Annotated in this window: 17 protein-coding genes; 9 read left to right on the top strand and 8 right to left on the bottom strand. The window is 61.8% G+C overall.

Translation table 11 applies throughout. The features are described 5' to 3' along the window. Positions 1–12: 12 nt before the first annotated feature. Positions 13–960, bottom strand: coding sequence for a TAXI family TRAP transporter solute-binding subunit (locus V1294_RS06980; protein WP_334495992.1), 948 nt, complete (start codon positions 958–960; stop codon positions 13–15). A gap of 198 nt (positions 961–1,158) precedes the next feature. Here V1294_RS06980 and V1294_RS06975 point away from each other — a divergent pair, with 198 nt between their 5' ends. The 3 genes from V1294_RS06975 (at position 1,159) to V1294_RS06965 (ending at position 5,840) form a co-directional block, all read left to right on the top strand. Further along, positions 1,159–3,186 carry a TRAP transporter permease gene (locus V1294_RS06975; RefSeq protein ID WP_334495991.1) on the top strand — a complete coding sequence of 676 codons (2,028 nt, stop codon included), beginning with the start codon at positions 1,159–1,161 and terminating at the stop codon, positions 3,184–3,186. A gap of 26 nt (positions 3,187–3,212) precedes the next feature. After that, the gene (locus V1294_RS06970) at positions 3,213–4,178 is read left to right on the top strand and encodes a TAXI family TRAP transporter solute-binding subunit (protein ID WP_334495989.1); all 966 of its coding nucleotides are present in this window, start codon (positions 3,213–3,215) and stop codon (positions 4,176–4,178) included. Positions 4,179–4,619: 441 nt separating this feature from the next. Continuing rightward, positions 4,620–5,840: an EAL domain-containing response regulator gene (locus tag V1294_RS06965; RefSeq protein ID WP_334476709.1), complete on the top strand. Its 1,221-nt coding sequence runs from the start codon at positions 4,620–4,622 to the stop codon at positions 5,838–5,840. A 7-nt stretch (positions 5,841–5,847) separates the two neighbouring features. On the opposite strand, the gene V1294_RS06960 is transcribed toward V1294_RS06965, so the two are convergent. Further along, positions 5,848–6,327 carry a hypothetical protein gene (locus V1294_RS06960; protein ID WP_334476708.1) on the bottom strand — a complete coding sequence of 160 codons (480 nt, stop codon included), beginning with the start codon at positions 6,325–6,327 and terminating at the stop codon, positions 5,848–5,850. A 199-nt stretch (positions 6,328–6,526) separates the two neighbouring features. On the opposite strand from V1294_RS06960, the gene V1294_RS06955 reads away from it, so the two are divergent. Further along, positions 6,527–6,832, top strand: a complete 306-nt coding sequence (locus V1294_RS06955; RefSeq protein ID WP_334476707.1) for a hypothetical protein — start codon at positions 6,527–6,529, stop codon at positions 6,830–6,832. A gap of 43 nt (positions 6,833–6,875) precedes the next feature. On the opposite strand, the gene V1294_RS06950 is transcribed toward V1294_RS06955, so the two are convergent. The 3 genes from V1294_RS06950 to V1294_RS06940 form a co-directional block, all read right to left on the bottom strand. Next, entirely contained in the window at positions 6,876–8,072 is a 1,197-nt protein-coding gene (locus tag V1294_RS06950) for a hypothetical protein (protein ID WP_442895324.1), read from the bottom strand. 289 nt (positions 8,073–8,361) lie between these two features. Then, positions 8,362–9,342 carry a Bug family tripartite tricarboxylate transporter substrate binding protein gene (locus tag V1294_RS06945; RefSeq protein WP_334495987.1) on the bottom strand — a complete coding sequence of 327 codons (981 nt, stop codon included), beginning with the start codon at positions 9,340–9,342 and terminating at the stop codon, positions 8,362–8,364. Between the two features lie 142 nt (positions 9,343–9,484). Next, on the bottom strand, positions 9,485–10,114 hold the full coding sequence (locus V1294_RS06940) for an NUDIX hydrolase (RefSeq protein WP_334495986.1): 630 nt from the start codon (positions 10,112–10,114) through the stop codon (positions 9,485–9,487). An 80-nt stretch (positions 10,115–10,194) separates the two neighbouring features. Between V1294_RS06940 and V1294_RS06935 the strand changes: the two genes are divergently transcribed. The 3 genes from V1294_RS06935 (at position 10,195) to V1294_RS06925 (ending at position 12,200) form a co-directional block, all read left to right on the top strand. Next, positions 10,195–10,620, top strand: coding sequence for a PaaI family thioesterase (locus V1294_RS06935; protein ID WP_334495985.1), 426 nt, complete (start codon positions 10,195–10,197; stop codon positions 10,618–10,620). 175 nt (positions 10,621–10,795) lie between these two features. Next, entirely contained in the window at positions 10,796–11,818 is a 1,023-nt protein-coding gene (locus V1294_RS06930) for an aldo/keto reductase (protein ID WP_108514398.1), read from the top strand. A 136-nt stretch (positions 11,819–11,954) separates the two neighbouring features. Continuing rightward, positions 11,955–12,200 carry a PilZ domain-containing protein gene (locus V1294_RS06925; RefSeq protein ID WP_334504542.1) on the top strand — a complete coding sequence of 82 codons (246 nt, stop codon included), beginning with the start codon at positions 11,955–11,957 and terminating at the stop codon, positions 12,198–12,200. 98 nt (positions 12,201–12,298) lie between these two features. Here V1294_RS06925 and V1294_RS06920 read toward each other — a convergent pair whose 3' ends face one another. Together V1294_RS06920 and V1294_RS06915 are read right to left on the bottom strand one after the other, a co-directional pair. Next, complete coding sequence (locus tag V1294_RS06920) at positions 12,299–12,589, bottom strand: hypothetical protein (protein ID WP_108514399.1); 291 nt, start codon at positions 12,587–12,589, stop codon at positions 12,299–12,301. Positions 12,590–12,919: 330 nt separating this feature from the next. Next, positions 12,920–13,171, bottom strand: a complete 252-nt coding sequence (locus V1294_RS06915) for a hypothetical protein (protein WP_334476700.1) — start codon at positions 13,169–13,171, stop codon at positions 12,920–12,922. A 106-nt stretch (positions 13,172–13,277) separates the two neighbouring features. Between V1294_RS06915 and V1294_RS06910 the strand changes: the two genes are divergently transcribed. Continuing rightward, positions 13,278–13,772 (top strand): YciE/YciF ferroxidase family protein, encoded by a 495-nt coding sequence (locus V1294_RS06910; protein ID WP_334495984.1) that lies wholly within the window; start codon positions 13,278–13,280, stop codon positions 13,770–13,772. A 215-nt stretch (positions 13,773–13,987) separates the two neighbouring features. After that, positions 13,988–14,263, top strand: coding sequence for a hypothetical protein (locus V1294_RS06905; RefSeq protein WP_334495982.1), 276 nt, complete (start codon positions 13,988–13,990; stop codon positions 14,261–14,263). Positions 14,264–14,270: 7 nt separating this feature from the next. Here the strand turns inward: V1294_RS06905 and V1294_RS06900 are convergent, their stop codons facing one another. Next, on the bottom strand, positions 14,271–14,651 hold the full coding sequence (locus V1294_RS06900; RefSeq protein ID WP_334476696.1) for a tautomerase family protein: 381 nt from the start codon (positions 14,649–14,651) through the stop codon (positions 14,271–14,273). Between the last annotated feature and the right edge of the window lie 102 nt (positions 14,652–14,753).

Below are 14,753 nucleotides of genomic sequence, written 5' to 3'. Positions count from 1 at the left end.
GGTGCGCGCGCCCTACTTCATCACGCCCTTTTCCCTGTAGTAGCGGATCGCGCCGGGGTGCAGCGGCACCGGGCTGCCGGCCGCGGCCGTCTCGAGCTTGATCTCCTTGCCGGCGGCGTGCGCCGTGACGAGTTCGGGGAGCGATTCGAAGATCAGCCTGGTCATCTGATAGGCCAGATCGTCGGAGACCGCCGAATTCGTCACGAGATAGTTGACCACCGCAGCGGTCGGGACGTCCTTGTCCTGGCCGGTATAGGTGTTGGCGGGGATCATGGCCGGCACGAAGGGCGGTCCGATCTTGTCGACGATGGCCTTCGGCACCGACACCACGGTGATTTCGGTCGAAGTCGAGAGATCCTTCAGCGAGGCGACGCCGAGGCCGGCCGACTGCAGCGTTGCGTTGAGCTGGCGGTTCTTCATCAGGTCGACGGATTCGGCGAAGGGGAGATATTCGACCTTGCCCATATTCTTGTAGGTCATGCCGGCGGCGGAAAGAATGGCGCGCGAGTTCAGCTCCGTGCCGGACTTCGGGGCGCCTACCGAGAGGCTCTTGCCCTTGAGGTCGGAAAGCGTCTTGATGCCGCTGTCCGATGTCGCGACGATCTGGATGTAATTCGGATAGATCGCGCCGATCGTGCGCAGCTTGTCCAGCCTGGACTTGAAGCCGGCCTCCTCGTCGCCTTCCCATGCCGCCTTGAGCGAGTCGCCGAGCGTGAAGGCGAGTTCGCCGCGCCCCTGCTGCAGCAGAATCAGGTTCTCGACCGAGGCCTTGGTGGCCTGCACCTGGGTCTTCACGTTCGCAATCTTGTCGCCGTAGATCTTTCCGATAGCGACGCCGAGCGGGTAGTACACGCCGGATGTTCCGCCGGTCAGGATGTTGATAAATGACTGCGCATGCGCGCCGGGGGCAAAAAATATGGCCGCCGTGGCAACGGCGGCTGCAATCAATCTGGAGTTCATGAAAGCCATTCTCCAATTATTTTGGCCGGGAAATTGGACGGGCAGCGGCTCCGGGTCAAGCCGTCCGATAAGCTAAAAAGATGCCCCCGGCATACGCCCACAAGGCCCTTGCCACGGTTACCCAAATTGGACTGAATGCGCCCGCGAAAGACCCGGGGGACACCGGGTCTGGGAGTTAACGGGGTCCCCGGGGAAAGCATGGCAGCAGACAAGACAACGCCGACCAACGACGAGGTCGTTGCGGTATCCGACGAAGCCTTGCACAAGGCAGAAGCCTACGTCGAGGCAGAGGAAGGCGCGGCCAACCGCCTGATGGGCTGGGCGGGGAAAATCTCGACCACGATTGCCGTGGTCATGAGCCTGTTTCACCTCTATGCGGCCTATGCCATCGTTCCGACCCAGGAACTGCGCTACACCCACGTCGCCTTCACGCTGGTGCTGAGCTTCCTGCTGTTTCCGCTGGCCACGCGATTCCGCAACCGCGTGCGCTGGTGGGACGTCGTCCCCGGGATCGTCGCGGTCGCGACCATCGTCTATGCGCTGTGGGGCGGCGAGGATTTCACCGACCGCGCCACCGCGCCCGACCGCTGGGACGTGATCGTCGGCATCGTCTTCATCGTGCTGCTGCTGGAAGCGACGCGGCGCACGACGGGGGCGATCATGCCCGTGGTGTCGCTGCTGTTCGTCGCTTACGCCATGTTGGGTCCGTATCTGCCGGCGCCGTGGACCCATCGCGGCTACGACGTGGCGCGGCTGGTCGGTCACCTCTTCATTACGCTGGAGGGCATTTTCGGCGTAGCCGTCGACGTATCGGCGACGCTGATCATCCTGTTCACCATCTATGGCGCATTCCTGCAGCAATCCGGCGCGGGAAAATTCTTTATCGATTTCTCGCTGGCGCTGATGGGCGGCAAACCCAACAGCGCCGGCCGCACGGTCGTGCTGTCGTCATTCCTGCTCGGCGGTCCCTCCGGATCGGGTGTCGCCACGACCGTCATGATCGGTACCGTGGCCTATCCGATGATGGCCAAGGCGGGCTTCGAGAAGAACGCCGCGGGTGGCTTGCTGGCCGCGGGCGGGCTGGGCGCGATCCTGTCGCCGCCGGTGCTGGGGGCAGCCGCGTTCCTGATCGCCGAATTTCTCAAGATCAGCTATCTCGACGTGATCTGGATGGCAACCATCCCGACCTGTCTTTACTACATGTCGCTGCTGTTCATGGTCGAACTGGACGCCAAGAAATTCCACGCCAAGAACGTGACCTTCACGCCCGAGATGTCGCTCGGCCAGATGGCCAGGCGGTACGGCTTCCACTTCATCTCGCTGCTCGCCGTCGTCGTGTTCATGATCATCGGCTACTCGCCATCGCTGTCGGTGTTTTACGCCATCGTCGTCACTTTCGCGCTGAGCTTCCTGCGTCCGGAAACCGCGCTGATGCCGACCAAGCTGGTGAAGGCACTGGCCGACGGCTCGATCGGCGCGCTCAATGCCGCGACCACCTGCGCCTGCGCCGGCATCGTCGTCGGCATCGTGACGCTGACCGGTCTCGGCCTCAAATTCTCGTCGATTGTCATTGCCTATGCCGGCGGCAGCCTCTTGCTGACCGCGATCTACACCTCGCTGATCGTCTGGATCATTGGCCTCGCCGTGCCGGTGACCGCGTCCTACATCATCTGCGCGGTCATCGCCGCGCCCGCGCTGATCAAGCTCGGCGTGCCCGATTACGCCGCGCACATGTTCATCTTCTATTACGCGGTGCTGTCCGAGGTATCGCCGCCGACGGCGCTGTCGCCGTTTGCAGCGGCTGCGATTACCGGCGGCGATCCCTACAAGACCACGCTGCAATCCTGGAAATACACGCTGCCGGCGTTCCTGGTGCCGTTCGTGTTCGTGCTCGACCCGCAGGGTGTCGGCTTGCTGCTATCGATCCCCAAGGGCGGATCGTGGGTCGACATTCTCGAAATCACGATCAAGACCAGCCTGGGCCTGCTGGCGCTGGCCGCGTTTGCCCAGAACTGGGCGCTGCGACAAAATACAGCGGTCGAGCGCGGCCTGCTTCTGCTATCCGGATTGCTGCTGGTGTTCCCGAGCCTGATCGAGGCGATCGTCGAATGGATCATCGGCCGCGATATCAGCTACACCTATGTGCCGGGCCTGATCATCGGTCTCGGCGTGGTATTCTGGCAGGCCAGAACGCGGTCGCCAACGCGACCGGCGCTCACTACTTAGTCAGGAAACGATTGAGGATGAAAAGAATGAAGAAGACCGTAGCCATACTGGCCATGACGATTTCCGCAGGTCTCGCCTTAGCGGGCGCAGCCCACGCCCAGCAGAAGACCATGTCGATCGGAACCGGCGGCACCGGCGGCGTCTACTATCCGCTCGGCGGCGCCGTTGCCAACGTGCTGTCGAAGAACCTTCCCAACATGCAGGCCACCGCCGAAGTCACCGGCGGCTCGGTCGACAATCTCAAGCTGATCGGCGCCGGCAAGAGCGAGCTTGGCTTCACCATGGCCGACGCCGCGCTCGATGCGCTGAAGGGCGAGGACAAGTTCAAGAGCGGCAAGCTGCCGTTGCAGGCGCTGCTCGTGGTCTATCCGAACCGCATGCATGTGGTGACGGTGGAAGGCACCGGCATCCAGACCATGGCCGACCTGAAGGGCAAGCGTGTCTCGACCGGGTCGCCCGGCAGCGCCACCGAAGTGATGGCGTTCCGCGTCATCGAGGCCGCCGGCCTCGACAAGGACAAGGACATGAAGCGCGAACGGCTCGGCGTTGCCGAATCCGTCAACGCGGTCAAGGACCGCAAGATCGACGCGTTCTTCTGGGTCGGCGGCATCCCGACCGCCGCGGTGACCGATCTCGCAGCGACTCCCGGCATCAAGATGAAACTGATCGACCATGGCGACCTGGCCGAGAAGATGAACGCCAAATACGGCAAGCTCTATTCGCCGAGCAAGATCAAGGCAGGCTCGTATCCCGGCTACGACAAGGACAATTCGATCACCGAGGTCTGGAACCTGATCGTCACCGGCGACAAGATGAGCAATGAGGACGCCTACGCCATCGTCAAGACGCTGGTGGAGAAGAAGGCCGATATCGTCGCCGTGCACAAGGAAGCCGAGAGTTTTTCGCTCGACAACCAGGTGCAGGAACGTTCGCCGATCCCGTTCCATCCCGGCGCGCTGAAATACTTCAAGGAAAAGGGTATCGGCGGCTAGGCTTCGACATTCGCCGTTCGGACAACGCGGAAGCGCTGTCCGGACACTGGTTACAGTGACCGCGGTCTGCCGAAGACCGCGGTCATTTTTTTGCCGGAAGAAGAGTTGTGCGCTGCGTCATTGCTGCTCCTGCGAAGAAAAAGCGGAAGACGATACGCAAGCCGCTGATATCGCGGCGCCGACAAGCGACCACAGGCGTTAACGCGCGGGGCTGATCAAATATTGCCCAGGCAAAGCATCAGCTCACCGAAGCCCATGAAATGGATGGGCTTATCCGGCCCTCGGCAGCGGACAGTTGAGCCATGAAGGCTTCCTAAAGTTTTATTCTTGTCGGCGGCTTTAACCCTACTGAAGTAATCCTGTGACCTCCCGGAAAATTCCATTATTGCGACCTCAACGCGGATGTACCACTGGCGCCGGGGTATCTGTTGGGAGGGCGGCATGGAGCAAATCAATATTGGCGAGCACTCGCGCGCAGCGCACTTCGGGCATCGGAAGCTGACGCCCAGGGCCTGCGTCGTCGACAGCAAAAAGCACCTGCGATTGTTCCTTTCCGACGCTCTCGAGGATCTCGGCTTCGTGACCTGCGAATGCGGTCAGGCCGGCGATTTGGCGGGCGTATTGCAGGCGGAGCAGCCTGACCTGATCGTGCTCAGCGTATGCGTCGACGGGATCAATGTCGGCGAAATCCTCGAGGCAATCGTCCGCAAGAATTTCGGCGGCAAGGTCCTCGTCATCGGTCAACCCGACTCGATTATGGTAAAGGCCGTCCGGCAAATTGGCGACGAATACGGCATCGCCATGCTGCCCTCGCTGCAGACGCCGTTCGGCGCGGCGAGCCTGCGCGCAAGCGTCGCGGCGCTGCTGCCGGCGGAGCCGGCGCCAAGCCCCGCCGTCGATGTCGCCGAGGCCTTGAAGGCCGGCTGGCTCGAATTGTGGTACCAGCAGAAGATCAACACCCGCACGCTGGTGCCCAGCGGAGCGGAGGCGCTGGTCCGGATGCGGCATCCCGCCTGGGGCGTGGTCCCGCCGGCCTATTTCATTCCCGACGACAAGGATCCGCATTTTCGCAGCCTGTCCGAATTCGTGGTCGGCCGCGCCATCGAGGACTGGCGCTATCTGCTGGAGAGCCAGGGCCCGGTCGACCTTTCGATCAACCTGCCGGTATCGTTCTTCGGCAATGCCGCGGCGGTGCGCGATCTGTGCCGCGCCATGCCCGCCCACCCGGCATTCGCTGGACTTTTAATCGAAATCAACAGCAGCGAGGTGATCGACCAGCCGGACCTGGCGGTGGACGCCGCAAGACGTCTGCGCCTGCACAATATCGCGATCGCCATCGACAATGTCGGCGCGGAATGGCCTTCCCTCCTGGAACTCCGGAGCTTCCCGTTCGTCGAGCTGAAGGTCGACCAGCAATACATCAACGGCTGCGCGGACGACCGGCTGAAGCAGACGGTATGCCGGCGCATTATCGAACTGGCCCGGGACAACGGCGCCCGCGCCATCGCCCAGGGCATCGAGACCCGCGCCGATTTTCTCGCCGCTCACGACATGGGGTTCGATCTGGTCCAGGGCTACCTGTTCGGCAAGCCGGTGGCGGTGCGGAAATTTGCCCGGTCGTCACGCCCCCAACTCGCAGCCAGCTCCGACAAGACGCAATGAGCGCGCCTCAATCGAACTTCATGTCGATGCATTTGGAGATGTCGGAGCCGAGGCCGGACGAGATGATGATGCAACCACGCACCTTCAGCGTATTGTTGTCGCTGGCCCATACCGCATAGCCGCCGGGACCGAAGAACGAATTGGTGTTCGGCGGCTCGGTTTCGGTGGCATCGAACGAATAGCTCGAATCGGCATCGAAGATGCGGGGCTTCCTGGCGCAGCTTCCGTCGGCCTGGACGTTGATGACTTCCTTGTTGTCCCGCGTCAGCGCCAGCGAAACCTGGCAGCGGAAATATTCCGTCGTCTTGGTGTTGAACACGTAAGCATAGGATTTGCAGGTCGAGGTGTTGAGCTTGCCCGCGCTCAATCCCCGGCTGCAGGCGATCCGCTGGTTGTTGGAGAGCTTGAAATTGTCGGCCTCTGCCGCTTGAGCCAGCGTCATGAACGACAGCGCAACACCAAGACCGATCTTCATGACGTGTTTCATCTGACCATCCCTAAGACGTTTTTCGCAATGCATGCTTTTAGCTGGAAAAGCGAACATAGTCGCGAAGTCGAACGCGGGAAATCACAAAGTCTCAAGGTAAGGTGTGATGCGTCGAAGGTGCCAATTGACGGCACAATGCCGTTCGTGATTTGTTCAAAACGTGGGGCACGAGGCCGAATGGCTGTGGCGAGGATGGATGATGACGAGTGTTTCAACGAAGACGGTTTTGACGGTGGCCGTCCTGGCGGGGTTCTCGACCTGCGCATTTGCGCAAGCCGCCGCGCCGACACCCTGGGAGCTTAAGTCTGACATGGGCTATGCCTACGGCAAGGACGGCAAGACGGTCTCCTACAAGATGGGCACCAACAATGCCGGCACGCTGCTGAAAGGCGCCAAGAAGGTGCCGAAAGGGACGTTGTTCTTCATCGGCCAGAACGGGCAGCTCTATATGCGCTCCGGGCCCTATCTGGAGGGCGACGGCAAGTTCATGTTCGGGTCGGATTGAGGTACGGCGCTCGCGCTACTTACCCTCCCCTGGAGGGTGAAAACTAAAACGCTGCCGCCAATTCCTTCGCGCCCGGCTTGCCGGAGTTGAAATCCATGCGCTCGTCGGTGACCGCGAGCAATTTCGCCACCGTGTTGTGGCGGATCGCGACAGGGTTGCGTTCGTAACCTCCGCGCTGGAAGAAATTCGAGGTCGGCACCCGTTCGCGCATCGCCTGCGGCATGGTCACCATGTCGAGGCCGGTGCCGTCGCCGGTCAGGTTCATCATTTCGAGTTCGGCGGCCGAGAGCGGGCGATTGTAGCCCTTGGCGCGCGCGAAGATCACCGATGTCAGCAGCTTGTGGGTCTGCAGCATCGGCCCGACGTCGATATCGAGCACCATGGCGTGCACGGCCCAGCCTTGTGGCGTATTGGCGAGCTTCTCATGCTCGGACCACGTGTCCGGCACGGTGCGCGTGAACGCCACCATCTTTTTCAGCACGGCAAGCTTGTGATCCATTGCTTTCCGCGGCGCGCCCGAGAGCGTCGCGGCCCTTGCCGTCAATTCCCTGATTAATTCGTGGCCCTGTTCGGCCAATAATTCGACGCTGTTGGTAGTGAGCAACTGGTTGTAGCCGATCGCGGTCGAGATCGCGCGGGAGCCCGGCCGCGAGGCGCTCAGGCCCGACTGCATGTCATAATTGCCGTTGCCGCCGGTCTCGAACGAATAGACCCGCACCGCCTGCTCGCGCGTCAGGCCGGCAGCCACCGCGTAGCGGGCATAGGCGCGCTTGAAGTCGACTTCGGCGGCCGGTCGTTGCGGCGTGAACTGGAACTGCTCGGCGGCGGCCTTGAGAAAATCGGCGACGACGGGAATGGGCTTGCGCTCGCGCGGCGGCTTCTCTTCCTCCAGCTCCGGACTAACCGGCTGCTTCGGACCGCTGTAGACCGGCGGCTGCGTCAGCACATAATCGTCAAGCGCAATGGCCTGGCGTTCCCGGCGCTTGGCGTTGCGGCCCTTTCGTTTCTCCGAGATCGAAGACCAATAGGCCCCCGCCTCCTCCTCGAACGCGGCGCGCGCTTCCTGATATTCTTTCAGCTTGCGGCGATATTCGGCGATCGCCTGCGGCGAAGCTGCTTGCGCCATCGCGTCTGCGGTCGAGGGAGGGAATATACCGGCGTCCATTGCGATTGCAGGCACGCCCGCGAACAGCGCGAGCGCGACAAATCCGGAACCCATGCGAATCAATGGCTGGCGCATGGCCTCGTTGTAGCAAGCGTGCCCGTGAAGTCAGCCCCGAAACGGCCCGAACTTCCGCGGCGCTCTTTCTTCCTTCTCCCTTGTGGGGAGAAGGTGGCATAGGCGGCCATTGCTGTACTAAAATAGGACGCCGATGCGAAGCATCGGCGTTCTAAGAGACGGCGGCCATAGGCTGCCTATGCCACCTTCTCCCACCTCAACTCGGGTTTACCCGAGTTGAGCATTAAATTTGGTCGAAGTCGGATACATCCCACTTCGATGGGAGAAGGGAAGAGTCCCATCTCGCCACTCACTCCTGCTCGACACCGCTGGCCCTCACGAGCTGCGACCATTTCTTCTCATCCTTGTCGATGAAGGCGGCATAGTCTTCCGGTGTGCCGGGCGTGATATCGGTGCCGTCATTGCCCAACTGCTTCTTTACCTCGTCGTAAGCGAGCGCATCTCGCAGCGCCTTGTTGAGCTTGTCGATGATCGGCCGCGGCGTGCCAGCGGGCGCGACGAGGCCGTAATAGAGCGAGGCGTCGAAACCGGACAGGCCCGCTTCGATCATCGTCGGCACGTCGGGCAGCAGGCCCGAACGGGTGATGCTGGTGACTGCGAGCGCGCGCAGCTTGCCGGCGGAGACATTGGGATGCGAGGCCGGGATCGGCGCGAACGCCATCGGGATGTGGCCGCCGAGGAGATCGGTCAGCGCCGGGCCGGTGCCCTTGTAGGGAATGTGCACCAGCTTGATGCCGGCGGCACGGGCAAAATATTCGCCGGTGATGTGGCTGGCGGTACCGGCACCAGCCGAGCCGAAATTGACCTTGTCGGGATTGGCCTTCGCATAGGCGACCAGTTCGGCGACGCTTTTCGCCGGGAATGACGGATGCACCACCAGCGAATTCGGCGCGTTGCCGATCAGGCCGATCGGCGCAAAATCCTTGCGCGGATCGTACCCGGGGTTCTTGTAGAGCGAGGGGCCGATCGCCAGCGTGCCGGTGTAACCCAGCAGCAGCGTGTAGCCATCGGGATCGCTTTTGGCGACCGCCTTGGTGCCGACCGTGCCGCCGGCGCCAGGACGATTGTCGACCACGACCTTCTCGCCGAGCAGTTCGCTGATCTTGTCGGCAATGGCGCGACCGACAATCGAGGTGCTGCCGCCGGGCGCGAATGGAATGACGAGCGTGATGGCGCGGGCGGGATAGTTTTGTGCTCGCGCTGAATCGATGGCTACGCTCGGGCCGAGCAATGCGGCGACGACACAAAAGCTCTTGATCCACGTGGACATGATGAGCGCGCTCCCAGGACTGTTCTTATTGGCGCGGCCATCGTTGCTGAAACAACCGGCATTCGCAAGCTGACTTCCGAATGAGGTGCTTACATCGTCATTGCGACCATCGCATCTCACATCGTGAGGTGGATGCGCAGTTCTACCTCCACGCGAACACCGGCTGTTCCAGTTCCGCGACGCGGGTGCTTCTTCCCGCCAGCACTTCGGCAAATTGATAGATCAGCGCCGCCGTCGGCGCGTGGATGTGCTGACCGGCATGGCGGAAACGGATCACGCGCCGCGTGCTTTCTGGGATCGTGGTGAAGCTGAAGGCGTCGTTGCGTTCGATATCGGCGAGGGCTACGCGATGCACCGAGGCGACCTCCGCGGGGTTGGGCACGAGATCTGCGCTGGTGCTCACCCAGACCACCACAGGCGTAATGAGATAGCCTGATCGCGTCGGGTAATCGTCGAGCAGGCCGAGCACATCGCTCTCGCGGAGGCCAACGCCGAGTTCCTCGTGAAGCTCGCGGAGCGCGGCCTGCGCCTGCGTCTCGCCGTGGTCGCAGCGCCCGCCCGGCAGCGCCCATTGGGCGGCGTGCGAACGCAAGGTCGCGGCGCGGCGGGTCAGCAGAAACGTCGTTCCCCCGCCGGCCTCGGCTTCCGCCAGCGCAATCGCCACGGCAGCGCGTTTCAGCCCGGCCACCGCCTCGCCGGACGACGCCCGCGCAAATGCCGCGCAGCGCCCTGCGATATTCCGCCTTGTGGTATCGTCGAATGATCGGACCATCCCGCTTGACTACAACAGCCGCGCATCAGATGAAATGACCCCGGACAGCATGACAGCCCGCAGGAAACGGAAAGCACGACATGACAGCCAAGGCCGCGGACAAACTCAAATCCGACGGCTGGAAGATCGTCGAAACGTCAGGCTTCCTGCACCTGATCGGCCCGCTATGGCAGCGCGTGGTCGACGGCACGCACGAATACGCACTTGCTACCGAGGACAAGCATCACAACCGCCGCGGCCTGGTGCAGGGCGGCGTGATCATGACTTTCGCCGACCGTACCTGCGGCATGACCGCCCGCTTCGTCTCGGGCAAGCCGACGCTGGCAACGGTGCAGCTCGATACGCACTTTGTCGAAGCCGGCAAGATCGGCGAGGTTTTGGTGTCGAAGCCGCATGTGGTGCGCTCGACCCGCAGCCTCATTTTCATCACAACGGAAGTGACCGTCGACAAACGCTGTATCGCGATGGCGAGCGGCGTGTTCAAGATATTGAAGAATGAGAGTTGAAGCCGCGCCCTTTCCACGTCATTGCCTGCGACAAACGCGAAGCGTTTGCGCAAGGGAGCGAAGCGACGAAGCAATCCATTCTTTCTTTTCCGGGTGAGATGGATTGCTTCGCTTCGCTCGCAATGACGATCCCCAGCGGTTATGTTTGTAGCGTACACGCACGAGGACCCACCCAATGCAATACCGCCAACTTGGCCGCAGCGGCTTGAAGATTTCGCCGATCTGTCTGGGCACCATGATGTTCGGCGGCCCCACCGACGAGGCGACGTCGTCGCGCATCGTCGCAAAGGCGCGCGAGGCCGGCATCAACTTCATCGATTCTGCCGACGCCTATAATGGCGGCCAGTCCGAGCAGGTGGTCGGCCGCGCCATCTCCAACAACAGGCACAACTGGATTCTGGCGACAAAGCTCGCCAACCAGATCGGCGACGATCCCAATCGCGGCGGGCTGTCGCGGCGCTGGGTGCTGCAGGCGGCGGAAGAAAGCCTGAAACGGCTCGGCACTGATTTCATCGACATCTACTATTTGCACAAGGAGGACCACGCGACGCCGCTGGAGGAGACGGTGCGCGCCATCGGCGACCTGATGCGCCAGGGCAAGATCCGCTATTTCGGCGTGTCGAACTACCGCGCCTGGCGCGTCGCCGAGATCTGCAACATCTGCGACAACAACGGCATCGACCGCCCGATCGTCAGCCAGCCCTATTACAACGCCATGAACCGCATGCCGGAAGTCGAGCATTTTCCCGCTTGCGGCTATTACGGCCTCGGCATCGTGCCCTATAGCCCGCTGGCGCGCGGCGTGCTGACCGGCAAGTACAGACCGGATGCTGCGCCCGACAAGGACACCCGTGCGGGGCGCGCCGACAAGCGCATGATGCAGACCGAATGGCGGCCGGAATCGCTGCAGCTCGCCCAGGAGATCAAGCGGCATGCCGAGGCCCGCGGCATCACCGCCGGACAGTTCGCGGTTTCATGGGTGCTGAATTCATCGTTCGTCTCGGCTGTCATCGCAGGTCCCCGCACCGAGGAACAATGGGACGATTACCTGAAGGCGCTCGACTATCGCTTCACGGCCGAGGACGAGGCGCTGATCGACCGCCTGGTGGTGAGCGGCCATCCCTCGACGCCGGGGTTCAACGATCCGGCCTATCCGATCGAGGGACGGCGGGCGCGGACGGATGGTCAGGCCCGATGAGCTGACAGAATGGCCCTCTGGTGGCCTACTACCTTTCGTTGCATCAGCGCTGGTATGTACGGTAACGGGATAGTAACCTCAGAGGCCGAAAACTACCCTGTTCAAAAACTAGCCTGTTCAAGCGGAGGTCCAGGTGGTGGACGAGCACAGAATAGCACCGCGGCGGCGGCTGTTGAAGGCGGGCAAGATTTCGTTTGGCGGCGGCGCTGCTTTCGATTGCACGGTCCGCAACCTTTCCGAAACCGGCGCCGCACTCGAGGTGATCTCGCCCGTCGGCATTCCCGAACGCTTCACGCTGGTGATCGAAGCCGACCACCTCCATCTGCCGTGCCGCGTCGTCTGGCGGAAAGAGAAGCGGATCGGGGTTCATTTCGAAACCTGACCGACGCCGACGCAGCACAGGCGGACCTGCAGATCGCAGCCGGTCCGGCCCGATACGTCGTGACCGGACCCGCCGCGAAATGATCGCTCCTGCAGGCGTCAGTGTCTGGATTCGAGGCTGACGATAACGCCTGTGGGCTCGGGCTCGTGCGGCGACAGTTTCGTCAGGGTCTCATCGCTCCAATAGGCAAGGTTTACGATCATGCCGACGGGCGCTTCCGGCTGGGAAGCCTCGGTCGGTTCCAGGACGTTGAGCCCGCCGCTGTCGATGAAGAAGGTGTGATCGCCAAACATGCTGGCCAGTTGCGGGACCACCGGATGATCATCCGGCAGCGCCTGGGCTTCGAATTGCATAAGAGCGCGTTCCACCTGTGCCGAGTTCAATTTCATGCACGACTCCTTAACTAGCTTTGGTTGGTTTTCCGGCTTCTGGTTGGTTGAGGACCGCGCAACGGCCAAGACCACACGCGGCCGCTCCTTGCGGAGGATCAAGCGTCAAGGGTGTCGGATCCTGATCGCTCGTCCCACCAGCACCGCGCGCTGGTTCGCAAGTTCGCTTTCAAATCCGCCGCAGGGCGAATTGAGTTCGGAACAGTGGTGCCTCCTGGCGCCCGTTCAACCCGGCAACGAAATCAAATTCGCAATGTTCCGAACAAAGCCAAATGTTCCAGACAAAAACCAAGTGTGAAAATCTTGTGACGGCCGCCAACCGCGGCCCGGCTATCTCCCGTCAGGAATGGGATGCAGCCTCGCCAGTTCGTCGAGCGGCAGATGCGCCTCCGCATCGCTCAGCGCGAAACGGACAATGACATCCTGACGCCCGACCTGGCCCCAGAGCCCATCCGATGACCATTTCTGCGGCATGGGCCCGCGCAGACCTTCGACCCAAACAAAATACCATTCCGTCATCGGTACACCTCCTCCTGGCGCCTGGTCGGGAACCAGATGCGTCGTAGCCTCGTTGAGAGACATTGTCGGCCTCGAACACGATAAGGCCGATCGGCGCGTGCCGGCTGCTTTCCGGAATTCAGCGACGCCTCGGGAAAGTCCCGTACACTCCTGCGATAAGGATTTCGTCATGGAAATCAGCAATTTCAAGGACATGTACCTCGCCGAGCTGCAGGAACTGGTGAGTGTCGAGGACCAGCTTGCGGAAGCGCTGCTGCGCATGGCGGCGGCCGCGTCGCATCCGGCGTTGAAGGATGCCCTGGTGGACCATCATGCGGAGACAATGAGGCAGAAGGAACGCCTTATCAGTATCCTTCGCAAGCATGGCGCCGACCCGACGGCGCATATCGATCAGGCCATGCAGGCCCTCATCGGCGAAACCCGCAAGATGCTCGGCATCCTGGAGGGAGACGATCTTCGCGATGCGGGCCTGATCGCATCCGTCCAGAAGCTCGAGCACTACGAGATCGCCGCTTACGGCTCGGCCGCAGCACTTGCCGGCCAGCTCGACCTGCGTGACGACCAGATGCTGTTGCACGACAGCCTCTTGGAAGAGAAAGAGGCCGACGCCCTTCTCACCGATATCGCCAAGGGCGAAGTCAATCCGGACGCGCTGGCGGCGTGATTGCCGGCTAAAGCGTTTTCCAGCGAAGTGGAGGCCGGTTCGCGTCAAGAAAACGCGTCAAACGTCAAACCAAGAATCTAGAGCCTGCAACACTGCGATCCATGTAGCCTGAGCGTTCTCTGACAGAACCGCACAGAGACCGCCTTGGGCGGTCTTTTGCTCAGCACGAAATGGTCTACTCTGTCGGGATGAACTGGCTCCTGGTCACGGCCGCCTTGGCCTGCAATCCCGGCGACCGCCTGGTTGACCTGCGCGACAAGATTCCGCGCGGCCTGAATTCGATCGACCTGATGGTCACCGTCGAACCCTTCTATGCGCGCTTCTACATCTACCAGCCGGGTTTCTCGGACAGCCTCCAGCATTGCTGCGGCAACAAGCCTTCTTCGATTATCAAGGTGCCCGTTATCGACGGCCGTTTCTGCATCAGACAAAGTCAGCCGCGGATGAAATGGACGGTTCGCGCCCTCTTCAGGCCCGATATTCAGATGTAGTGTCGCCTCATGCGAATTGCGCGAGGCCGTGGCCGACGGACCAATTCTCTTTCGCGGACTCGAGAACGTTCACGAACACGTTCTCCGGCCGGATGCCGGGGTTTTTGCCGAGCAACTCCGCGGTGCGCCGGAACAACGCTTTCTTCTGTTCTGTCGTGCGGGTGTTGAACACGGTGATCTGGATGTACACGACGTCTTCGCTTCGGCTGACACCATAACAGGACGCGCTGTAGCGGAAGTTCGCAGCGTCATGCTCGCTGATGGTCATGAACTGGTCGTCTTCGGGCACGTTGAGCGTCTCCCGCATCGCGCGGTAAAGGCCGTCGAAGATCGCCTGCCGGTAGGCTTCCGGCTTTCCGGCACGCAGTGAAATGTGGATGAGCGGCATCGCGGGTCCTTATCTCGAGCCGGTAACGCGGACGCGCGCCATGGCGGCTCCCGCACGGGTGGTTCACCCCATCGACGAAATGAGCTATCAATAGTTTTTGAC

Source organism: Bradyrhizobium sp. AZCC 1678 (genome assembly GCF_036924765.1).
Taxonomy (GTDB): domain Bacteria; phylum Pseudomonadota; class Alphaproteobacteria; order Rhizobiales; family Xanthobacteraceae; genus Bradyrhizobium; species Bradyrhizobium algeriense.
Note: the sequence above shows the minus strand (reverse complement) of the source record. Positions and strands in the feature narration are given on the sequence as shown.